Raw genomic sequence first — 21,273 nt, 5'->3', positions numbered from 1 at the left:
CCGAGGAGGGCCGGCGCCCCCGTGGCGCGTCGGCCTCTTCGCCTGCGGCGTCGGTTACTTGGAGAATCCGGCGGTCAGTCCGGCGACCAGCCGGCGTCTGGCGAGGACGAACACCACCAGCACGGGAAGGGTGGAGAGCACCACCGCGGCCATCGTCGCGGGCACATTGATGCCGAACTCGCCCCGGTAGAGCGTCAGGGCGAGCGGCAGCACGGCCTTGTCGCCGCTCTGGGTGAGGATCAGGGGGAACAGGAAGCCGTTCCAGACCTGGAGGCCGTCGTACACCGCGACCGTCACCAGCGCGGGCCGGGCCAGCGGCGCCGCGAGCGAGATCAGCATGCGCCAGTCCCCGGCGCCGTCCACGACCATCGCCTCGAACAGCGAACGCGGCACGTCCCGCAGGAAGCTGACCAGGATCATCACCGTGACCGGCAGTGCGAACGCCGCCGAGGGCAGCACGATCGCGAGCAGACTGTCGTACATGTGCATCCGGATGATCAGCAGGTACACCGGGATGATCACCGCTTGCAGGGGGATCGCCAGGCCCAGCAGATACAGCCGGAAGGTCAGCCGGGAGAAGCGGTCGGCGTACCGGACGATCGAGAACGCGGCCATCAGGGCCACCACCACGGTGACCGCGACCGTCGCGGCGGTGACGACGACGCTGTTGAGCAGGTAGGTGGTGAAGCCGCCGTCCAGGACGGTCCGGTAGTTCTCGAACGTGGGGTGCCCGGGCAGCGACAGCGGGCTGTCGGTGGTGAAGTCGGTACGGCCGCGCAGACTGGTGACGACCAGCCAGTACACGGGGACCACGACCAGCGCGGTCCACATCAGGGCGGCGCCGCCGGTGACGGTTCTGCGCAAGGCGTTCACATGCCCTCCTGCTGGCTGTCCATCCGGGTGAAGCCGGACAGGCGGGTGGTGAGCAGCGACAGCCCGAGGCCGAACACCACCAGCAGGGTGGCGATCGCGCCGGCCCGGCCCATGTCGTGCGACTGGAAACCCGTGATGTACATGGCGAGCGGCAGGACCCGGGTCGCGGTGCCCGGCCCGCCCGTGCCGCCGGACAGGACGTAGATCAGATCGAAGTAGGTCAGCGAGCCGACCAGCATCAGGGTGCTCGACGTGACGAGCGTGTACTTCAGCTGCGGCAGCGTGATCCGCAGGAAGCGGGTCACGGGACCGGCCCCGTCGATCGCGGCGGCCTCGTACAGCGAGACCGGGATCTGCCGGATCCCCGCTTGGTACAGCAGCGCGTGGAACGGGACGAACTGCCAGGCGATCACGAAGATCACTGTGTAGAGGGCCAGGTCGGGCGAGCCGAGCAGCGGCTGCGCCAGCCAGTGCAGCCCGGGCGTGGCGCCGATGCCGAAGGACGGGTCGAGCAGCGCCTGCCAGGTCAGACCGATCGCGACGGCCGACAGCAGCAGCGGCAGGAACCACACCACGGCGAACAGCGCGCGCAGCCGCCCCCTGGGCGACTGGAACACACCGAGCGCCAGCGCGACCGGAGTCTGGACCAGCCAGCTCACCGCCATCACCTTGAGGGTGAGCCAGAGCGCCTGCCAGGTGGCGGCGTCGGCGAGGACCCCGCTCCAGTTGGCGGACCCGGCCCAGCCGAGCGGGCCCAGACCGTCCCAGCGGGCCAGGCTCAGCACCACCACACCGACCAGCGGCACCAGACCGAACAGACCGAACAGCAGCAGCGCGGGTGCCGCCATGAGCACCCGGCCCCCGGGGCGGCGCCATGAACGGGCCGTGGCCGGCCGCGTCTTGGGAGACGCGACCGGGCGCGGCGTACGGACCACGGTGGTCATTACTGCGCCGCCCCGCTCATGGCCGTGCCGAACTCCTCGGGCCTGATCTGCCGCAGGAACGACTTGTCCACGTTCGTCAGCAGCGGATCGGCCTGGTCGGAGGGGAGCGCCTGGTCCCAGGACAGCTGGAACGTCGGGGAGTTCTGCACGAGCTGGTACACGAAGCTCAGCCACTTCTTGTCGTCGGCCGACTTCACGGCCGCCAGCTTGGTGTCCAGTCCGTTGACCGGGGGCACGCTGCCCGCCGCCAGATAGGCGTCGACCTGGTCGCCGTTCAGGACGTAGTTCTTCAGGTAGGTGAGCGCCGCCGAGCTGTTCTTGCTCTTCGCGTTCAGCGACAGGAAGTTGGAGGGGTTGCCGACGATCGCCTGCGGGTCGCCCGCGCCGCCGGACACCGACGGGAAGGCGACATAGCCCAGGTCCTTCTTCACGAAGTCCGGTGCGGCCTTGACCAGGTTGGCGTACTCCCAGGTGCCCATCAGCTCCATGCCGGCCTTGCCGGTGTAGAGCAGCGCGGTGGAGGCGCCCTGGTCGTAGCTGACGGAGGAGGCGTTGTCGCCGAACGCCCCGGCCTTCGCGAGCTCCTGGAGGCGGGTGTTGGCCTCGGTGACCGCCGGGTCCTTCCACGCCGTGGCGTCACCGGCGGCGATCTTGTCGAAGACCTGGGCGCCGCCCTCGCGGTCGAGCAGGTACTCCAGGTACATCAGCGTCGGCCACTTGGAGTTCGCCGCGAGGGAGATCGGGGTGACCCCGTCGCCCTTCAGCTTCTTCACGGCGGCCAGCAGTCCGTCGTACGTCGTCGGCGCCTCGACGCCCGCGTCCTTCAGGACCTTCTTGTTGTAGTAGAGGACCACCGGGGCCAGCCCGTTGGCCGGTATGCCGTAGACCTTGCCGCTGAACGTGGCGCTCTTCAGCACGCTCGGCGTGAACCGCAGCAGCCCCACCTGAGCGTCGGTCAGGGTGTCGACCTTGCCCGCCTTCACGTAGTCGTCCAGCGCGCCGCCGCCCCAGCTGAAGAAGATGTCCGGGGCCTGGTCCGCCCCGAACGCCACACGCAGCTTCTGCTTGTAGTCGTCGTTCGCGAACAGCCGCAGGGTGATCTTCTCTTCCGGGTGGTCCTTGTTGTAGGCGTCGACGGACTCCTTGAGGATCGTCTGGTCGTTCAGCGCCCACATCGTCAGGCCCTTCGACGACGAGCCTCCCGACGACGATCCGCCCGGCCCCGACGTCCCGCACGCGGCGAGCAGGCCCATCGCCGCCGTCGCGGTGACCACGGCCACCGCCGCGCGCCGTGTTCTCGGAAGTACCCGGATTCCGTGCATGGTTGTCCGCCTCTCTTCTCCCTCGCGCGTCTCTCCGCGCGAAAGGCTTTCGACTGCCTGCGTCCGTCGGTGCCGCGGACGGCCCGCCTGCTGGACCGGGACACTGGCACGCCCGTCACAGCCGGGACAAGGAGGGGAAAACCGCCGGTTACGAAACATTTTCGCGCGTCCGGGACGGAGCGGCCGGTGCGAGGAGAGCCGGATCACGTCGGACCGTGCGCTCTTGGCCAGTTCGGCGGGGCACGGTACCTTCACTCTGATATCGACGACGGAAAAACGGAAGCCGGTGGAAATCCGGCACGGTCGCGCCACTGTGAACGGTGCGCTCCTCGCTGAGGGGCGGACCGCGAGTCAGACCCGGGGCCGTCGTCCTGTGCACCACCGAGATGGGACGCGAACTCCCAGAGGAGGCCCTGCCATGGCGCAGCACGTCGCCCAGCCGACCACCGCCGCACCCGCCGTTCCCGCCAAGCTCCCGCTGAAGGACATCGCCCCCTGGGCCGTCTTCTTCGGCATCCTCATGCTCGTCCTGCTGTACTTCGTCGGCGCCGAGCAGGGCGCCACCTCCGTCGTCTCCGGCGAGGGAGTCCACGAGTGGGTGCACGACGCCCGCCACCTGCTCGGCTTCCCCTGCCACTGACGAGGGACGCCGCACAGCCATGAACTCCGCAACCGTGCGAAACCTTCTGGTGCGGGGCATGCTCGCCGGCCTCGCGGCCGGCGTGCTCGCCCTCGTCGTCGCCTACTTCCTGGGCGAGCCGAACGTCGACAGCGCCATCGGCTTCGAGGAAGCCCACGCCCCCGCCCACGAGCACGAGGTCGAACTCGTCTCCCGCTCCCTGCAGTCCACCGCCGGTCTCGCCACCGGCGTCCTCGTCTACGGGGTCGCCTTCGGCGGCATCGCCGCCCTCGCCTACTGCTTCGCCCTCGGCCGGGTCGGCCGCTTCGGCCCGCGGGCCACGGCGCTGCTGCTGTCCGGGGCCGCGCTGCTGGCCGTGTACGTCGTGCCGTTCCTGAAGTACCCGGCCAACCCGCCGGCCGTCGGCGACCACGACACGATCGCCAAACGGACCACCCTGTTCTTCCTGATGATGCTGCTCGGTGTGCTCCTCGCGATCGCCGCGGTGATCGCCGGGAAGCGGCTCGCGCCGAGGCTCGGCACCTGGTACGCCACCGTCGTCGCCGTTCTCGGTTTCGTCACCCTGATCGGTCTGGCGTACGCGTTCCTGCCCGCGATCAACGAAGTACCGGCGGACTTCCCGGCCACCCTGCTGTGGCGGTTCCGGCTGTCCACCCTCGCCCTGCAGATCACGCTGTGGACGGGCTTCGGCCTCGTCTTCGGCGAACTGGCCGAACGGCTCCTGAACCCCAAGCCCGTGCAGGCGCCGGCGCGGGCGGCGGTGACCGTCCCGCAGTGACGGTCCCGCAGTGAGCCGACCGGAATGACACCAGGGCCCCCGGATCCGTCCGGGGGCCCTGTCATGCGCGGTCGTCCGTCTCCTCGCCGACCGGGTCCAGGGGCTGCCCGAGCCGCACGTTCCACCGCCCCGCGCGCCCGCTGACCGAGGTGGCTGTCAGCGGCGGCACGTCGAGCCGCCAGAAGGCCGCGAGCGGCGCACCCAGCACGTGGACCACCACGGCCCGGACGATCTCCGGCTCGACCACCGCGACCGTGTGACCGTCCGTCCCGGCCGCCGCCCGCAGCCAGCGGCCGACCCGGGCGCACAGGTCCGCCACCGACTCCCCGCCGTGCGGCGCCGCGTCGGGATCGGCGAGCCAGCGGCCCACCTCCTGCGGCTCGGCGGAGCCGACCTCGGCGAGGGTCAGACCTCGCCAGCGCCCCATGTCCAGCCCGGCCAGTTCCGGCTCCTCGGTCCCGTCGAGACCGAGGGCGGCCGCCGTCTCCCGGCAGCGCACACTCGGGGAGAGCAGGACCCGTACGGCGGCGGGCAGCGACCCGGCGGCGGCCCGCGCCCGGGCCGTCCCGCCCGCGTCGAGCGAGCCCCCGTCGTCGAAGCGGGCCCGGCGCAGGGAGTCGTTCATCGCGGGCGGGACGAAGGTGACGCGGCTGGTCACGTGACAGTTCCTTCTGGAGTGGGCAGCGTGCCCAGGAAGCGTATGTGCGGGCGGTCCCCGGGGGCGGTCCGGGTGACGGCGGCGCGGACGCCGTACACCTCGGCGATCAGCTCCTCGGTGAGGACCTCCTCCGGGGTGCCGCCCGCGACCACACGGCCGCGCCGCAGCACGAGCAGCCGGTCGCAGTACATCGCGGCCAGGTTGAGGTCGTGCAGGGCGACCACGCTGGTCAGCCGGAGTTCGGTGATCAGGTCCAGCAGGGCGAGCTGATGCTGGATGTCGAGGTGGTTGGTGGGTTCGTCCAGCAGGAGTTCCCGGGGCTGCTGGGCGAGGGCGCGGGCGATCTGGACGCGCTGGCGCTCCCCGCCGGACAGGGTCCGCCAGGGGCGGGCGGCCTTGTCGGCCAGACCGGTGCGGGCCAGCGCGGAACGGACGGCCTCCTCGTCCTCGGCGGAGGCGGGCGCCCAGGCCCTGCGGTGCGGGACCCGGCCGAGGCGTACGACGTCGAGGACGGTCAACGCGACCTGGGTGTCCGCCTGCTGCTCGACCACGGCCACCCGCCGGGCGACGGCACGGCGCCCCACCCGCTCCAACGGGCGCCCGTCGAGCGTGACGGCGCCGGAGGCCGGGGCGAGGACACCGGCGAGCAGCCGCAGCAGGGTCGACTTGCCGGAGCCGTTCGGGCCGAGCAGCCCGGTGACGGTCCCGGGGCGCGGGGCGAGGCTCACCCCGTCCAGGATGAGGGTCCCGTCGGCCGACCGGCTGACGCGGTCGGCGCGCAGGCCGTCGTCGGCGAGGTCGGGGCCGCTCATCGGGTGTCCCTGCCCCGGTAGAGGACCAGGACGAACGCCGGGACGCCGATCAGCGAGGTCATCACGCCCACCGGCACCTCCTGCGGGTCCAGCAGGGTGCGGGCCAGGGTGTCGACCCAGACCAGGAACACCGCCCCGGCCAGCGCGGTCGCCGGCAGCAGCCGGGTGTGCCCGGGACCCGTCAGCGCACGGGCGGCGTGCGGCAGCACCAGCCCGACGAAGCCGATCGCCCCCGCCGAGCCGACCAGCACCGCCGTCAGCAGCGCGGTGACGCACAGCAGCACCAGCCGGGTACGGGCCACGCGCACCCCCAGCGTGGCGGCCGCGTCCTGCCCGAACGCGAAGGCGTCCAGCGTGCGGGCGTACCCCAGACACACGGGCAGCGCCGCCGCCAGCACCGCCAGACACAGGCCGACGTCCGTCCAGTCGGCCCCGCCGAGCGAGCCGAGCAGCCAGAACAGCACCCCGCGCGTGGTCTCCGCGTCGGCCGCCGTCATCACCACGAAGGAGGTGACCGCCGAGAACAACTGCATCGCGGCGACCCCGGCCAGCACCACCCGGTCCGTGGTGCCCCCGAGGCCGTGACTGAGCATCAGCACCAGCACGAACGACACCACCGCGCCCACGAACGCCCCGCCCGACACCGACACGGCCCCGCCGCCGACCCCGAGCACCACGACCACGACCGCACCGGTCGAGGCCCCCGAGGAGACCCCCAGGACGAACGGGTCGGCAAGGGGATTGCGCAACAGCGACTGCAGGACCGCGCCGCACACGGCCAGCCCGGCCCCGCACACCGCCGCGAGCAGGGTGCGCGGCAGCCGCAGATTCCATACGATCCCGTCCCGGATCGGCGACAACCGCCCCTGTCCCCAGCCGAGATGGGCCGCCACCGTCGCCCATACGTCACCGACGGCGATGTCCGCCGGGCCGATGGTGATCGCCACCGCGACGGAGCCGCCGAGCAGCGCGAGCCCGGCCGCCCACAACAGCGCGCGCCGCAGCACCACCGGGACCGCGGCCGAGGCCTGCGGGACCGCCGCCGTCGGGACGTCGCTCACCCCGCGAGGCCGTACGCGCGCAGCGCCGCCGCCACCTTCTCCACGCCCTCCACGGTCCGGATCGTCGGGTTCATGGCCTGCCCGGACAGCAGCACGTACCGTTTCTTCCGCACGGCGGTCATGGTCCTGGTGACGGGATCGGACTCCAGGAACGCGATCTTCTTCGCCGCGGTCTCGGCGGTCTGCTGCCGGCGGGTCAGATCGCCGACGACGAGGACGTCGGGGTCGCGGTCGGCGACGGTCTCCCAGCCGGCCTGGGGCCACTCCTCGTGGGTGTCGGCGAAGGCGTTCTCCGCCCCGACCTCCCGGGTGATCACGCCGGGCGCGCCGCAGCAGCCCGCCAGGTAGGGGGACCGGGAGTTGGCGAACCAGTACAGGACGGTGACGCCCCGGGCGTCCAGGCCCGAGGTGGCCTTGCCGAGCCGCCCCTTCAGCTCGGCGACGAGCGCACGGCCGCGCTCCTCGACGCCGAAGATCCGCGCCAGGTCGGTGACCTCGCCGTAGATCGCGTCCATGGTGAGCGGCTCGGTGCGCGAGCCGTCGCCGTCGCCGCTGTTGTCCTTGCCGACGCAGTCGGCGGGGGAGAGGTACGTGGGCACGCCGAGCTTGTCGAACCGCTCGCGGGTGGCGACCCCGCCGGTGCCGAGGGTGGAGGCGAAGGAGGCGGCGACGAAGTCGGGTTCGGCGTCCAGCACCTTCTCGAAGGAGGGGGCGTCGTCGGCCAGCCGCCGTACCTTCGCGGCGGACTTCTCCAGCCCCTCGGCCACCGGGTCGGTCCAGGTGGCGGTGCCCGCCATCCGGTCGGCGAGGCCGAGGGAGAGCATGATCTCGGTGGTGCCCTGGTTGAGGGAGACGGCCCGCCGCGGAGGACTGTCCACGCGCACCTTCTCCCCGCAGTTGTCGAGGGTGACGGGATACCCGGCCGCGGTGTCCTCGGCGGCGGAACCGCCGGAACCGCCGGAACCGGCCGAACCGGCGCATCCGGTCAGCAGCAGGGCGCCGGCCAGGAGCAGGGGGAGGGTGGGACGGACGGGGCGTGCGAGCGGCACGGAACATCCTTCGGCGTCGAGGGCTCATGCGCGAAGCCCGGTCGTGCGGTTGCTCCCCCGGCGTCCTTGCGCCGCCGGAGGCCGCCAGCAGGTCTTCGGACTCGGGGTCACCCGGACGGGGCGCCTTCCCGGACCGTTCGCCGTCCAGTGGCCGTTGCCCCGCCCGTCGCCCTCACCGCTGCGCGTCAGCTCCGGATTCGCACCGGATTCCCTGACCCGTCGTGCGTACGCGTACGCACAGGGGTACGACTGGCTTCGGCAAGCTACCACAGGGCCGACGGACGGTCCCACGTCGCTGATCAGCCGCATGTGCAAGCTATGAGGGCTTCTTCACATGGCACAAGCTGGCTGTGGCGCGACATATGAATGGAATATGCGTTTGTGCGCATCCCCGGCGCGGGTACGGTCACCCGGGAGGTGGTGGCCCATGAGCCGAGGCGCGGGGCACGGCGCGGAACTCCTGCTCGCCGGTGATCTGGCCCGGCCGGCCCGGCTCACCGTGGCCGATCTGCTGACCTGGCCCCAGCGGCGGGCGGCGGTCAGCTTCGAGTGCGCCACGAGCGGTGTCCAGCACCACCGGTTCACCGGACCGCTCCTGCACGACGTGCTGTCGGCGGCCCGGCCCGGCTTCGATCCCGCCCGGCGCAAGGACCGGCTGCGGTTCCTGATCGCCGTGCACGGGGCGGACGGCCATCACGCCGTGCTGTCGTGGGCCGAGATCGACCCCGACTTCGGCAACGCCGCCGTGCTGCTGGCCACCACCATCGACGACACCCCGCTCGACGGGGCCGGACCCCAGCTGGTCCTGCCCCAGGACCGCTGCGGCGCCCGGCACATCAGCGGGATCGACACGATCCGCGTGGACGGCGGCTACACCCCCTGGAACTGAACGCGAAGGGCGCCCGGGACAAGGCCCGGGCGCCCTCGCTCACTTCAGGGTCGGTTCAGGATCAGACCAGGTCGAACCGGTCCAGGTCCGAGACCTTGGCCCAGGCCGCGACGAAGTCCTTCACGAACTTCTCCTTCGCGTCGTCGCTCGCGTAGACCTCGGCGAGGGCGCGCAGCTCGGAGTTGGAGCCGAAGACCAGGTCGGCACGGGTGCCGGTCCACTTCAGGTTGCCCGCGTCGTCACGGCCCTCGAAGGTGTGCTGGTCCTCCGAGGTGGACTTCCAGGTCGTGCCCAGCTCGAGCAGGTTGACGAAGAAGTCGTTGGTCAGGACGCCCGGGGTGTCGGTGAACACACCGTGCTTGGAGCCGCCGCTGTTGGCGCCGAGGACGCGCAGACCGCCGACGAGGACGGTCGTCTCGGGGGCGCTCAGGGTGAGCAGGTTCGCCTTGTCGAGCAGCAGGTACTCGGCCGGCAGGCGGGTGCCCTTGCCGGTGTAGTTGCGGAAGCCGTCCCAGGTCGGCTCCAGCGCGGCGAACGACTCGGCGTCCGTGTGCTCGTCGGTCGCGTCGACACGGCCCGGCGTGAAGGGGACCTCCACGTCGACGCCGGCGTCCTTGGCGGCCTTCTCGACCGCGGCGGCACCGCCGAGGACGATCAGGTCGGCCACGGAGACCTTCTTGGCGCCGGTGTTGAACTCGGCCTGGACGCCCTCGATGACGCTGAGGACGTGACGCAGCTCGTCGGGGTTGTTGGCCTCCCAGGAGCGCTGCGGCTCCAGGCGGATCCGGGCGCCGTTGGCGCCGCCGCGCTTGTCGCTGCCGCGGAAGGTGGAGGCCGACGCCCAGGCGGTGGAGACCAGCTGGGAGACGGTCAGACCGGAGGCGAGCAGCTTGGCCTTGAGGGCCGTGACGTCGGCCGCGTCGATGGCCTCGCCCTCGGCCTCGGGCAGCGGGTCCTGCCAGATCAGGGTCTCCGCGGGGACCTCGGCGCCGAGGTACAGCGACTTCGGGCCCATGTCACGGTGGGTCAGCTTGAACCAGGCGCGGGCGAACGCGTCGGCGAACTCGGCCGGGTTCTCGTAGAAGCGGCGCGAGATCTGCTCGTAGACCGGGTCGAAGCGCAGCGACAGGTCGGTGGTGAGCATGGTCGGCAGCTGCTTCTTCGACGCGTCGTGCGCGTCGGGGATGATCGCCTCGGCGTCCTTGGCGACCCACTGCTTGGCGCCGGCCGGGGACTCGGTCAGCTCCCACTCGTACTCGAACAGGTTCTTGAAGAACCCGTTGCCCCACTGGGTCGGCGTGGCGGTCCAGGTGACCTCCAGGCCGGAGGTGATGGCGTCGCCGCCCTTGCCGGAGCCGTAGGTGCTGGCCCAGCCGAGGCCCTGCGCCTCGATCGGGGCGGCCTCGGGCTCGGCGCCCACGTTCTCCGCCGGGCCGGCGCCGTGGGTCTTGCCGAAGGTGTGGCCACCGGCGATGAGGGCGACGGTCTCCTCGTCGTTCATCGCCATGCGGCGGAACGTCTCACGGATGTCGCGGGCCGCGGCGATCGGGTCCGGGTTGCCGTTGGGGCCCTCGGGGTTGACGTAGATGAGACCCATCTGGACCGCGCCGAGCGGGTTCTCCAGGTCGCGGTCGCCGCTGTAGCGCTGGTCGTCCAGCCAGACCTTCTCGGGACCCCAGTAGACGTCCTCCTCGGCCTCCCAGACGTCGGCGCGGCCGCCGCCGAAGCCGAAGGTCTCGAAGCCCATCTGCTCCAGGGCCACGTTGCCGGTCAGGATCATCAGGTCGGCCCAGGACAGCGCCTGGCCGTACTTCTTCTTCACGGGCCACAGCAGACGGCGGGCCTTGTCCAGGTTGCCGTTGTCCGGCCAGCTGTTCAGCGGCGCGAAGCGCTGCTGGCCGGCGCCCGCGCCGCCGCGGCCGTCGGAGATGCGGTAGGTGCCCGCGCTGTGCCAGGCCATACGGACCATCAGCGGGCCGTAGTTGCCGAAGTCGGCCGGCCACCAGTCCTGGGAGTCCGTCAGTACCGCGGCGATGTCCTGTTTGACGGCCGCCAGGTCGAGGTTCTTGAACGCCTCCGCGTAGTCGAAGTCCTCACCGAGCGGGTTCGCCACCGCCGGGTTCTTGGCGAGGATCTTCAGGTTGAGCCGCTCCGGCCACCACTGGCGGTTGCCGCCGCCCTGGGTGGGGTGTGCCGCACGGTCGTGGGCGACGGGGCACTTCGCCTCGGACGAGGGGTTCTCGGACATAGGGGGGATTCCTTCCGAAGGGGAAATCACGGTGCTGCTGCGGTACCGGCGGTGGAGCAGGCGGGGCACAGGCCCCAGTAGATGACCTCGGCCTCGTCGATGGCGAAGCCGTGGTCGTCGGACGCGGTGAGGCAGGGGGTGTGGCCGACCGCGCAGTCGACGTCGGCGACGACGCCGCACGAGCGGCACACGAGGTGGTGGTGGTTGTCCCCGACGCGCCCCTCGAACCGCGCGGGGCTGCCCGGCGGTTCGATACGGCGGACGAGTCCGGCCGCGGTCAGCGCGTGCAGCGCCTCGTACACGGCCTGTACGGAGATGTGGCCGACGCGGTCGCGCACTCCGGACGCGATCGTCTCGACATCGAGGTGGTCACCGCTGCGGACGGTCTCCAGCAGCGCGACGCGGGCGGCCGTCACCCGCAGGCCGGCACCGCGCAGCTCTTCGGCGACGGTTCGGGGCTGGGGCGTGGTCATGCGGACAACCTACCGGGCTAAACACGAATAGTTCAAGAAAGCGATGAAGCCAAGTTTGGTGTGTCGCGTCGGGACCGGTTCGCCCCGCTATGGTGGCGTACGGAGCCGCCGGAACGGGGTTCCGTTGGGCCGGACGGGGCCGGAGGGGCCGGTGGGACCCGTGCCAGAATGGGCGTCCCGTCGTCACCGCCGATCACCGAGGTGCCCCGTGACCAAGCCCGTGGCCCGGGAGCCGCAGCGCCGAAACTCGCGGTCCAACCGGGCGCGCATCCTCGCCACGGCCCGCCGGGAACTCGGCCGGAACCCCGACGTCACCTTGGAGGAGCTGGCGCGCGCCTCCGGTGTCGTACGGCGCACCCTGTTCGGGCACTTCCCCGGGCGGGCCGCGCTGCTGGAGGCGCTCGCGGAGGAGGCGTCCGAGACGCTGCGCGGGGTGCTGGAGACCGCCCGACGGCCGGAGGAGCCGGCCGAGCGGGCGCTCGCCCACTTCGTGCGCTGCATCTGGCCCGTCGGCGACCGGTACCGGCTGCTGCTCGCGCTCGCCCGGCGCGATCTCGGCATGGAGCGCGTCGCCGAGATCCTGGCGCCCGCCCGCGCCGAGGTCACCTCCATCCTGGAGCGCGGCCAGCGGGACGGCGTCTTCCACACCCAGCTGCCGCCCGCCGTGCTGAGCGCCGGTCTGGAGGCCATGCACTTCGCCCTGCTGGAGCAGGTCAACACCGGCGCACTGGAGGACGACGGCACCCGGACCGCCGTCGTCACGCTCATCGCGGCCGGGGTGCCGACGGACCGCGCGGGTGCGGTGGTCGAGGAGGTCGCGCCGGACGTGACGGCGGTGGAGCCCGACGTCCTGGACTGAGGGTGTGACCGGTCGACGCGATGAAGGGGCCCTCCCCGGAGGGCCCCTTCGGCGTTTCCGGGGCCGGGGGATTATTTGCACACCACTGGGCAATCAAATACTCTGCACATCAGTGGGCAATTATCTCGTCGCCGCTAGGAGTCCCCGATGCCCTTGTTTGCCAACACACCCGTGGAGAAGATGACCGGGCCGTACGCACGGCGCTGGTGGGCGCTCCTCGTGCTCTGCCTGAGCCTGCTGATCGTCGTCATGGCGAACACCTCGCTGATCGTGGCCGCGCCCGACATGACGAAGGGCCTGGACCTCTCCAGCAGCGACCTGCAGTGGGTCATCGACGGCTACACGGTCCCGTACGCGGCGCTGATGCTGGTGCTCGGCTCGATCGGCGACAAGTACAGCCGCCGAGGCGCCCTGGTCCTGGGCCTGCTGATCTTCGCGGGCGGCTCGGTGATGGGCAGCCTGGTCGACCGGACCGCCCTGGTCGTCACGGCCCGCGCGATCATGGGCGTCGGCGCCGCGGTGGTCATGCCGGCCACGCTGTCGCTGCTCGTCGCGATGTTCCCGAAGCGGGAACGCGCCCGGGCCATCACGGCCTGGACCGCCACCTCCGGTCTCGCCATCGCGGTCGGCCCCCTGGTCGCCGGCCGGCTGCTCCGGGACCACGCCTGGGGCTCCACCTTCCTGATCAACGTCCCCATCGCGGTCGTCGCCGTCGTCGGCGCGCTCGTCCTGGTCCCGCCGTCGAGGGCGGCGGGCATGGGCCGGATCGACTACGTCGGCGGACTGCTGTCGATCGTCTCCGTCGGCTCCCTGGTGTACGCCACCATCGAGGGCCCGCACTTCGGGTGGGGCGCCGGTCCGGTCACCGCGGCCGTGGTCGCCGGGGTCGGCCTGGCGGCCTTCGTCGCCTGGGAGCTGCGCCACCCGCACCCCATGCTGGACGTGCGCCGGTTCGCCGGGCGGGCGTTCAGCGGGTCGATGCTCGCGGTGCTGTTCTTCTTCTTCGGCACCTTCGGCTCGATCTACTACTCCACCCAGTTCCTGCAGTTCGTGCTCGGGTACGACGCGCTGGAGACCGGGGTCCGGCTGCTGCCGCTGGCCGGTGCGGTGTTCGCCGGCGCGGCGGTCACCGGGCGGCTGACCCCGGGGCTGGGCGTGAAGGCCATGGTGGTGGCCGGGATGACCCTCGGCAGCGCGGGCGTCTTCCTGCTCACCCGCGTCGGGACCGGCTCCGGCTATGCCGACTTCCTGCCCTCGCTGCTGCTGCTCGGGTTCGCGATCGGCCTGAGCGTGTCCCCGGCCACCGACACGATCATGGGGTCCTTCCCGGAGTCCGAGCTGGGCGTCGGCGGCGGTGCCAACGACACCGCGCTGGAACTGGGCGGCTCCCTCGGTATCGCCGTGCTCGGCTCGCTGCTGGGCACCGCCTACCGCGACAAGCTGACCGACCTGGTCGGCGGTCATCTCACGGTGGCCGCGCTGGACACGGCGAAGGACTCGGTGGGCGGCGGCATCGCGGTCGCCGAGCAGATCGCCAAGAACCCGGCCGGTGGTCCTCGGCAGGCCCAGGCACTGCTCGACGCGGTGCACGAGGCCTTCGCCCACAGCGTCGCGCAGACCAGCCTCATCGGCGGGATCATCATGGCCGCCGGCACGCTGATCGTCCTCGCGATCCTCCCGGGCCGCCGGGCCTTCGGCGAGAGCCGGGACGAGGGCGCGGCACACACCGATCAGCCGAAGGACATGGCGAACGCCGGCTAGCCGAACACACCGGAAGGCCGCGCGGAAGGGGCTGGGCGAAGAAGCCCGGCCCCTTCCGCGCGGTCTGGCTCAGGGGCGCTTTGCGGTGTGGTGTGGTGCGGCCCAGGAGGCGTCCCGTGGTCCGGGAGGTGGCTTGGCCCGGGGCGCGCCCTGCGGCCTGGGCGTGGTTCGGTCCGGGTGGTGACGTGCGATGCGGGCGCGGCACGGCCCAGGCGTGCCGCGCGCCTCGGCCTGGGCGGCACCTTGTGGTCCGGGCGTGCCCTGGCGTGAGGGTGCCTTGTGGTGGGGGCGTGGTCCGGTCCGGGGGTGCTTGTGGTCCGGGCGTGCCCTGGCGTGGGGGTGCCTTGTGGTGGGGGCGTGGTCCGGTCCGGGGGTGCCTTGTGGTGTGGGCGTGCCCTGGCGTGGGGGTGCCTTGTGGTGCGGGCGTGGTCGGGCCCGGGGGTGCTTGTGGTGTGGGTTCGGTCCGGGGCGGGCGGGCGGCGTCCTGTGGTCGGGGTGTGGCCTTGCCCAAGGGGCGCCGGGGCGGCTTCGGGCCGCCCGTCCCGACGGCACCTCGTGGTTTCGGTGCGGCCCCGCCGGGGGCCAGGCCTCAGCCGGAAGTGCCGACGGTCTCCGTGTGCGGCTCCCCACGGCCTCCGGCGGTCGCCGACGCGGTCCCGCTCGCCCCACCGGATGTGACCGTGTCGGCCTCGATCTCCCCACCGGATGTGATCGTGTCGGCCCCGGTCTTCCCGGCGGAACCGGCCGTCTCGGTCTCGGTCTCCCCGGTGGAGGCGGCCGGCTCGGTCCTGGTCTCCCCGGTGGAGCGGACGGGCACCGTTTCCCCGGCGGAGCCGGTCGTCGCGGCTGTGTGCCCGTTTCCGTCCGGTCCCGGTACCAGGCCGCTCATCGCCGCGCACTGTTCGGGGCCCATGACGTGGGCCAGGGCCGTGGTGACCGTCTCGGCGAGGGCGGTCGAGGCCTCGCGCAGGAGGGTGCGGGCCTTGTCGGTGAGGGCGATCTCGACGCCCCGCTTGTCCCCGCAGACGGAGCGGCGGGTGACCAGCCCGGTGTGCTGGAGGCAGGCGACCTGGTAGGTCAGCCGGGTCTTGGGGCGGCCCAGCAGCTCGGCGACCCGCGTCATGCGCAACCCCTCCTCCGGATGCTCCGCGAGCAGGCACAGGATCAGGAACTCGTCGTGCGAGACGTCCAGCCGCTCCTTCACCACCGTCCGCAGCCGCTGCTCCACCGCACCGGTCGCGGCGAGCAGCACCATCCAGGCGCGCAGCTCGGGCGGCAGCAGCCCGGAGCCCCGGGCGGACGGACACGCGGGCAGGTCGGGGGTGTGCTCCTCGGGGTCGGCCATGCATCGAGTGTAACCGTGGTCCAATTTTGGACGACGGGGGTTGTCCAGTTTTGGATAATCGGTTAGCGTCGAGTCATCCAAATTTGAATCATCGATCGGAACAGGAAACGACCATGACCGTCGCCGTGGAAACCGGACTCTGGCAGCTCGACACCAGCGCTTCCACCGTCGCCCTGAAGCACAAGACGATGTGGGGCCTGGTGACCGTCAAGGGCACCTTCGGAAGCGTGCGCGGCGGGGGAGAGGTGGCCGCCGACGGCTCCGCCACCGGCACCCTCGCCCTCGACGCCGCCTCGCTCGACACCAAGAACGCCAAGCGCGACGAGCACCTGCGCGGCGCCGACTTCTTCGACGTCGCGAACCACCCCGAGATCACCTACGCCGTGCGCTCCGCCACCCCGCGCGGCGCCGACTCGGTCGAGGTCTCCGGCCAGCTCACCGTGCGCGGCATCAGCCGCCCGCACTCCTTCACCGCGAAGCTGACCGGCACCAGTGCCGACGCCCTCACCCTGGACGCCGAATTCACCGTCGACCGCGCCGAGTTCGGCCTGGGCTGGAACCAGCTCGGCATGATCCGCGGCCTGACCACGGTCACCGGCACGCTCCGCTTCACCCGCGCGACGACCGCCTGACCCACCGGCGTCTCATCGTCGTACGGCGGACGTGCGCAGCGCGGAGCCCACGTCCGCGCTCGACAGCGTCTGCGGATCCGCGGTGAAGGCCCGCAGCCGGATCCGCACGCTGGGCCGCGGCAGGTGGAACGTCCCCTTGGGCGGCCGGAGTTCGTAGCGGGCCGTGCCGTGCGCGGGCAGCGTGCGCGGCCCCGCGGCCACGATCCAGTACGGGTCCATGCCCTGGCCCGTGGTGAGGGTGAAGTGCGGACTCAGCGCGCTGTCCCCGGTGTTGGTCACCCGTAGGGTCATCAGCGTCACCGAGGTCGCCGAGCCGTGCCGGGCCGCCGTCACCCGCATCCGCAGCGGAGGCGTCCCGGTGGCCGCCGCCGTCGCGCTCGCCAGGGCGGGCAGCAGGACCAGGACGGCCGCGGCGACCCGCGCCGTACGCCGCCGCGGACCCGCCAGGATCCGGGGCCTCGGCTGCCACGCGCCGGCGAACTCCGGCAGCGGCGCGGTGACCGCCGACGCCAGCCACAGCGGCGTCATCATCAGGTAGTAGCCGTCCTGGGAGCGCGTGGCCAGGAAGAACGCGCACCACGGCAGCACGGTCGCGGCCGGCCCCAGCCGCCGGACGAACAGCACGAACACGGCCAGCAGCCCCGCCGCCAGCAGCAGACTCGCGTGCCCGTACCAGTCGAGCCGGTCGCTGCCGTCCGTGAGGTACAGCGAGATGCCGATCAGCCCCTGGCCGTGCAGCACCGCACCCTGCGTCAGCGGCAGCGCGATCCCCTTCAGCCAGGCCGCCGGCTGCTGCACCAGGAAGTACGTGTTGATCAGCAGCCATACGGTGACGGCGACCCCGGCGATCCGCAGCAGCACGCCCGCCGCCGCGCGGGGGCCCAGCTCACCGCGGCGCACCGCGTAGATCCCGGCCAGCAGGAACGGCACCACGAACCACGACAGCTGCTGGGCGGCGCAGGCCGCGCCGAGGCACGCGGCCCGCGCCACGCCTGCCCGCCCGAGCACTCCGCCGCGCCCGGTCCGCGGCCAGCGCACCACCGCGGGCAGCAGCAGCGCCAGCGCGAGGATCGCCGGATAGCCCTGGCGCCCGTACATCGGCAGGAACGAGAAGCCGAGGCACGCCATGGTCGCGGCCGGCCGCCACGGCGCGGGCAGCATCCGCCACAGCGCCACCGCGCCCACGAGCAGCGCGCCGGTCGCCATGGCCGTCGCCGGGGCGCCGCCGTGCCCGAGCCACAGCAGCGGCGCGGTGAGCAGCGGGGCGAGCGGGGGGTAGCCGTACGTGAAGTCGTAGCCGCCGTACACGGTCGGGGTGAGGGCGACCGTGCCGTGGCCGAACAGCCAGGGCCAGGGCCGGCCGTAGACGGGCCGCCCGGCGGCGATCTCCCGGGCGGCCTGGGTGGTCAGGACCGCCTCGTCGCCGCCCTGGTGGTACACCGCCCAGGCGCACAGCACCAGGACAACGGCGGTGACCAGCACGGCCAGGTCGACACGGGCCAGCGAGCGGGCGCGGCGCACGACGAGCGCGAGCACCCCGCAGACCAGGATCGAGGCGTAGCAGACCGAGATGACGGCGGCCACGACGACCTTGTGGCTCGCGGCCGTCGACCACACCGAGCGGGTGCCGATGAAGAGCGTGACGGCGGAGAGCAGCGTCAGCACGCGATGCCACTGCGCGGGGGGTTCCGGAAGGGCGGACACCGCCGACTGTGTCCGCCGACCGGGTGTCACCAGCGAGGTATCTGCCAAGTGCACGGCACGTGAACGTAGTCGCGCTCGGTGAACGAGCCGTTCCTGGACGTGAAGATTCCGGTGTGTGGCGGGTAAGAAGCGTCCGTGGGAGGCCCGAACCGGTCGCCGTCCGTGTCGCTGTTGGGCCGAACGGGTGACTTGGCGTAAGAATTGGCTGGTGCAGGCAATGAATGCGAGTCAGTTCGGGGGGACCCGGTGAACCGATACGACGTCACCGATGAGCAGTGGGAAGGGCTTGCCCAGGTCGTTCCCTTGCGGGGCCGGGACGCCTGGCCGTCGGCGGTGGACCACCGTTCGCTCCCCGACGACGTGACGGAGACCCGGCGGCGTTTCGTCGTGCTGCGGGTCAACATCTTCGCCGACGCCCGGGAGGTCGCCGAGACCCTGATGGCCGGCATCCCGGTCCTCCTCGATCTCACCAGCGCGGAGACCGACGTGGCCAAGCGTGTCCTGGACTTCTCCACCGGAGTCGTCTTCGGCCTCGCCAGCGGTATGCACCGTGTCGACCGCAACGTCTTCCTCCTCACCCCGCCGGGCACCGAGGTGAGCGGCATCATGGAGGGCGCGGGGGTGTAGCGGCCCGGACGTGTCAGCGGGGCATGTCGCTCGATCGTAGGAAGTCCACCGGGCCGGAACGGTTCGCCCACCGCCCGGAGTCCTACGGTCCGCATATGACCGCGCCCCCTGCCTCGCCCACCACGCCCGCGCACCCCACCGCCCGGGACTCCACCCCTGCCTCGGACCCCGCCACCGGCCCCGACGGCCCACCGACCGACGGCCACGGCACGCCCACCTCCGGGCGCCGGGACGACATGGCTGCCGCGGACCGCGCTGCCGGTCCGGACGGAACACCGACCGAAGCCCACACTGCCGGCCCTGGCGCGCCGACCTCCGCACATCCGGTCGGCACGACTGCCTCCGACCGTGCTGTCGGTCTCGACGGGGCCCCCGATGACGGCCACCCCGCCGGGCCCGACCTGCCGGCGGCCTCCGGGCGTCCGCTCGGCCCCGGCGGTGAGGCTGCCTCCGACCGCGCCGCCGGGCTCGACGGTGAGTCGGCCGACGCCCACCCCGCCGGCCCCGGCGCACCCGCTTCCGGGCGCCCGGTCGCCGCGTCGGCCTCCGACCGCGTCGGCGGTCTGGGCGGGGCATACGCCGACGGCCGCCCCGCCGGCCCCGACGCACCCGCTTCCGGGCGTCCGGTCGGCACGGCTGCCTCGGATCGTGCCGCCGGCGCCGGCGGGACGCCCACCGACGCCCACCCTGTCGGCCCTGGCGCACCCACTTCCGGGCGTCCGGTCGACGGGACGGCCTCGGATCGCGCCGCCGGTGCCGGCGGGACACCCACCGACGCCCACCCCGCCGGCCCCGGCGCACCCGCTTCCGGGCGTCCGGTCGGCGCGACGGCCCGCGACCGTGCCGCCGGTGCCGGCGGGGCATCCGCCGATGGCCGTCCCGCCGGGTCCGGCCCGTCCGTCTCCGGGCGTTCGGTCGGGGGTGAGGGGATCCGTGTCCCCGGTCCTTCGGTCGCCGCACGGCGACCCCTGCGGCCCTGTGTGACCGAGTTGCGGCTGGACGCGTTCGCGGGGCATCGGCGGGTGCGGGTTCCGTTGGGGGGTGTGACCGTGATCGCGGGGGACAGCGGGAGCGGGAAGACCTCGGCGGTGCGGGCGTACGAGGCGCTGGCGCGGCTCGGCGGCGGGGCGCGGGTCGGCGACGTGTTCCCCGATCCGCTCTCCTGTGTCCCCGAGCGGGCCCGCCCCGACGCCCAGCGGCGCCGCGGTTTCCGGATCGGCTGCACCGCCGACGGCCCCGAGGGCCCGGTCCGCCTCGACGTCGCCGTACAGGCCGAACCCGAGCTGCGGATCGTGGGGGAGCGGCTGAGCACCGACCGGCTCGTGCTGCTGGAGACCGCGCTGCGCGATCCCGGACGCCGCACGGTGCAGGCCGCCTGGCACACCGGCGGATCCGCCCCCGTCACCCGCGCCCCGCTCCCCGACGACCGCCTCGGCACGGCCCTGCTGCCGCTGCGCGTCGCCGGCAGGACCGACGGACAGCGGCAGGTGCTCGCCGCCGCCGAGCAGATGGTCGTCGCCCTGCGCTCGGTCTTCGTCTGCGACCCCCAGCCGGAGTGGATGGGCGCCCCGGTGCCCGTCGGCTCCGGCCGGCTGCTCGGCGGCTGCGACAACCTCGCCGACGTGCTCTGGCGCACCCGCGAGGAGTGCGCCCGCCGCCACGGACAACTGGTCGCCGCCCTCGACGCCGGCTGTGCCGGACGGATTGTCGACCTGCGCGCCGAACCCCTCCCCGACGGCACGGTCCGCGCGGTGCTCGACCGCGGCGACGGCACCGGCACGGAACTCGCCCGCCTCGGCTACGGCGAACTGCGCTACGTCGCCCTCGCCCTGGTCCTCCTCACCGGCCCCGGCGTCCTCGACCTGGACACGGCCGGCGAGGTGCCCTCCGCGATGCAGGCGCTCACCCTGCTCTGCGACAACCTCGACCGCGGACTGGACCCGCGCCAGCGCACCGGTCTGCTCCGGCTAGCCGTGCGGATGGCCGACCGCGGGCACATCCGCTGCGTCGGCACGGTCAGCGACCCCTCCTGGGCGGCGCGGACCCACGGGGTCGCGGTGGTACACCTGGGAAAGTGACCGAACACCTCGACGTGGCGAAACTCCAGCGCAGACTGGCCGAGTTCGCGGCCGCACGGAACTGGCAGCCCTTCCACACCCCCAAGAACCTCGTCTCCGCGCTCAGCGTGGAGGCCTCCGAACTGGTCGAGATCTTCCAGTGGCTGACTCCGGAGGAGTCCGCGCGGGTCATGGACGACCCGGAGACCGCGCACCGGGTGACGGACGAGGTCGCCGACGTCCTCGCGTATCTCCTCCAGCTCTGCGAGGTGCTGGGCATCGATCCGCTCGCCGCCCTCGACGCGAAGATCGACCGCAACGAACGCAGATTCCCGGCGCCGTAGGGTCCCCGCCCGGCGCGCTGTGGACAACGGAGGGACTTCCGCGGTCCGCTTTCACTCTCCGGAGTCATCCGGTGGTCCGAAACCGATTTGTTGTCCACAGATTTCCGTCTTCCTCTGGCTTTTCGCCCCACAGGCCTTCACTCTGGGTAGTGGAACGCTCTCTGTGCGCGAGGGCGGTGCGCAAGGGAGTCCGGGCG

The 21,273-nt window shown here is 72.5% G+C and carries 19 protein-coding genes, 1 pseudogene and 2 riboswitches; of the genes and pseudogenes, 9 read left to right on the top strand and 11 right to left on the bottom strand.

The annotated features are described in order from the left end of the window. Nucleotides 1–54: 54 nt before the first annotated feature. The 3 genes from ABZ490_RS15875 to ABZ490_RS15865 form a co-directional block, all read right to left on the bottom strand. On the bottom strand, nucleotides 55–873 hold the full coding sequence (locus ABZ490_RS15875; RefSeq protein ID WP_358989631.1) for a carbohydrate ABC transporter permease: 819 nt from the start codon (nucleotides 871–873) through the stop codon (nucleotides 55–57). Then, complete coding sequence (locus tag ABZ490_RS15870; RefSeq protein ID WP_358989629.1) at nucleotides 870–1,721, bottom strand: sugar ABC transporter permease; 852 nt, start codon at nucleotides 1,719–1,721, stop codon at nucleotides 870–872. The genes ABZ490_RS15875 and ABZ490_RS15870 overlap by 4 nt, the downstream gene beginning before the upstream one ends. Nucleotides 1,722–1,816: 95 nt before the next feature. Beyond that, the gene (locus ABZ490_RS15865; RefSeq protein WP_358989627.1) at nucleotides 1,817–3,139 is read right to left on the bottom strand and encodes an extracellular solute-binding protein; all 1,323 of its coding nucleotides are present in this window, start codon (nucleotides 3,137–3,139) and stop codon (nucleotides 1,817–1,819) included. Between the two features lie 226 nt (nucleotides 3,140–3,365). Next, nucleotides 3,366–3,522, top strand: a riboswitch (cobalamin riboswitch). 35 nt (nucleotides 3,523–3,557) lie between these two features. Between ABZ490_RS15865 and ABZ490_RS15860 the strand changes: the two genes are divergently transcribed. Together ABZ490_RS15860 and ABZ490_RS15855 are read left to right on the top strand one after the other, a co-directional pair. Further along, nucleotides 3,558–3,779 (top strand): CbtB-domain containing protein, encoded by a 222-nt coding sequence (locus ABZ490_RS15860; RefSeq protein ID WP_055632059.1) that lies wholly within the window; start codon nucleotides 3,558–3,560, stop codon nucleotides 3,777–3,779. A gap of 19 nt (nucleotides 3,780–3,798) precedes the next feature. Then, the gene (locus ABZ490_RS15855) at nucleotides 3,799–4,557 is read left to right on the top strand and encodes a CbtA family protein (RefSeq protein ID WP_358989624.1); all 759 of its coding nucleotides are present in this window, start codon (nucleotides 3,799–3,801) and stop codon (nucleotides 4,555–4,557) included. Nucleotides 4,558–4,618: 61 nt separating this feature from the next. On the opposite strand, the gene ABZ490_RS15850 is transcribed toward ABZ490_RS15855, so the two are convergent. Genes ABZ490_RS15850 through ABZ490_RS15835 form a run of 4 tightly spaced genes read right to left on the bottom strand, consistent with a single transcriptional unit; the run spans nucleotide 4,619 to nucleotide 8,137 of the window. After that, nucleotides 4,619–5,215 carry a histidine phosphatase family protein gene (locus ABZ490_RS15850; RefSeq protein WP_358989622.1) on the bottom strand — a complete coding sequence of 199 codons (597 nt, stop codon included), beginning with the start codon at nucleotides 5,213–5,215 and terminating at the stop codon, nucleotides 4,619–4,621. Further along, nucleotides 5,212–6,027 (bottom strand): ABC transporter ATP-binding protein, encoded by an 816-nt coding sequence (locus ABZ490_RS15845; RefSeq protein WP_358989620.1) that lies wholly within the window; start codon nucleotides 6,025–6,027, stop codon nucleotides 5,212–5,214. The genes ABZ490_RS15850 and ABZ490_RS15845 overlap by 4 nt, the downstream gene beginning before the upstream one ends. After that, nucleotides 6,024–7,034 (bottom strand): iron chelate uptake ABC transporter family permease subunit, encoded by a 1,011-nt coding sequence (locus ABZ490_RS15840; RefSeq protein ID WP_358989895.1) that lies wholly within the window; start codon nucleotides 7,032–7,034, stop codon nucleotides 6,024–6,026. The genes ABZ490_RS15845 and ABZ490_RS15840 overlap by 4 nt, the downstream gene beginning before the upstream one ends. 50 nt (nucleotides 7,035–7,084) lie before the next feature. Beyond that, on the bottom strand, nucleotides 7,085–8,137 hold the full coding sequence (locus ABZ490_RS15835; protein WP_358989618.1) for an ABC transporter substrate-binding protein: 1,053 nt from the start codon (nucleotides 8,135–8,137) through the stop codon (nucleotides 7,085–7,087). Between the two features lie 68 nt (nucleotides 8,138–8,205). After that, a riboswitch (cobalamin riboswitch) is annotated at nucleotides 8,206–8,406 on the bottom strand. 158 nt (nucleotides 8,407–8,564) lie between these two features. Here ABZ490_RS15835 and ABZ490_RS15830 point away from each other — a divergent pair. Continuing rightward, on the top strand, nucleotides 8,565–9,026 hold the full coding sequence (locus ABZ490_RS15830; protein ID WP_358989616.1) for a molybdopterin-dependent oxidoreductase: 462 nt from the start codon (nucleotides 8,565–8,567) through the stop codon (nucleotides 9,024–9,026). 61 nt (nucleotides 9,027–9,087) lie between these two features. On the opposite strand, the gene katG is transcribed toward ABZ490_RS15830, so the two are convergent. Continuing rightward, entirely contained in the window at nucleotides 9,088–11,274 is a 2,187-nt protein-coding gene (katG, locus tag ABZ490_RS15825; RefSeq protein ID WP_358989614.1) for a catalase/peroxidase HPI, read from the bottom strand. A 26-nt stretch (nucleotides 11,275–11,300) separates the two neighbouring features. Then, complete coding sequence (locus tag ABZ490_RS15820) at nucleotides 11,301–11,747, bottom strand: Fur family transcriptional regulator (RefSeq protein WP_358989612.1); 447 nt, start codon at nucleotides 11,745–11,747, stop codon at nucleotides 11,301–11,303. Nucleotides 11,748–11,955: 208 nt separating this feature from the next. Here ABZ490_RS15820 and ABZ490_RS15815 point away from each other — a divergent pair, with 208 nt between their 5' ends. Together ABZ490_RS15815 and ABZ490_RS15810 are read left to right on the top strand one after the other, a co-directional pair. Next, a complete protein-coding gene (locus tag ABZ490_RS15815; protein WP_358989610.1) occupies nucleotides 11,956–12,606 on the top strand; it encodes a TetR family transcriptional regulator in 651 nt (216 codons plus the stop codon). Between the two features lie 147 nt (nucleotides 12,607–12,753). Beyond that, the gene (locus tag ABZ490_RS15810) at nucleotides 12,754–14,367 is read left to right on the top strand and encodes an MFS transporter (RefSeq protein WP_358989608.1); all 1,614 of its coding nucleotides are present in this window, start codon (nucleotides 12,754–12,756) and stop codon (nucleotides 14,365–14,367) included. Between the two features lie 871 nt (nucleotides 14,368–15,238). Here ABZ490_RS15810 and ABZ490_RS15805 read toward each other — a convergent pair. Further along, nucleotides 15,239–15,712, bottom strand: a pseudogene (locus ABZ490_RS15805) (MarR family transcriptional regulator); the annotation flags it as partial. A gap of 113 nt (nucleotides 15,713–15,825) precedes the next feature. On the opposite strand from ABZ490_RS15805, the gene ABZ490_RS15800 reads away from it, so the two are divergent. Continuing rightward, on the top strand, nucleotides 15,826–16,344 hold the full coding sequence (locus ABZ490_RS15800; protein ID WP_358989606.1) for a YceI family protein: 519 nt from the start codon (nucleotides 15,826–15,828) through the stop codon (nucleotides 16,342–16,344). Nucleotides 16,345–16,356: 12 nt separating this feature from the next. Here ABZ490_RS15800 and ABZ490_RS15795 read toward each other — a convergent pair whose 3' ends face one another. After that, nucleotides 16,357–18,048, bottom strand: coding sequence for a hypothetical protein (locus ABZ490_RS15795; protein ID WP_358989604.1), 1,692 nt, complete (start codon nucleotides 18,046–18,048; stop codon nucleotides 16,357–16,359). Nucleotides 18,049–18,294: 246 nt separating this feature from the next. Here ABZ490_RS15795 and ABZ490_RS15790 point away from each other — a divergent pair, with 246 nt between their 5' ends. The 3 genes from ABZ490_RS15790 to ABZ490_RS15780 all read left to right on the top strand — a co-directional run bounded on the left by ABZ490_RS15790 (nucleotide 18,295) and on the right by ABZ490_RS15780 (nucleotide 21,076). After that, the gene (locus ABZ490_RS15790; RefSeq protein ID WP_358989602.1) at nucleotides 18,295–18,675 is read left to right on the top strand and encodes a cell division protein SepF; all 381 of its coding nucleotides are present in this window, start codon (nucleotides 18,295–18,297) and stop codon (nucleotides 18,673–18,675) included. A 929-nt stretch (nucleotides 18,676–19,604) separates the two neighbouring features. Then, the gene (locus ABZ490_RS15785; protein WP_358989892.1) at nucleotides 19,605–20,753 is read left to right on the top strand and encodes an ATP-binding protein; all 1,149 of its coding nucleotides are present in this window, start codon (nucleotides 19,605–19,607) and stop codon (nucleotides 20,751–20,753) included. After that, entirely contained in the window at nucleotides 20,750–21,076 is a 327-nt protein-coding gene (locus ABZ490_RS15780) for a nucleotide pyrophosphohydrolase (RefSeq protein WP_358989601.1), read from the top strand. Before ABZ490_RS15785 ends, ABZ490_RS15780 begins: the two co-directional genes overlap by 4 nt. Nucleotides 21,077–21,273 lie beyond the last annotated feature (197 nt).

The organism is Streptomyces sp. NPDC005811, assembly GCF_040630405.1.
In the GTDB taxonomy this organism is placed as follows: domain Bacteria; phylum Actinomycetota; class Actinomycetes; order Streptomycetales; family Streptomycetaceae; genus Streptomyces.
This window is presented reverse-complemented; position numbering and strand designations above follow the sequence as displayed.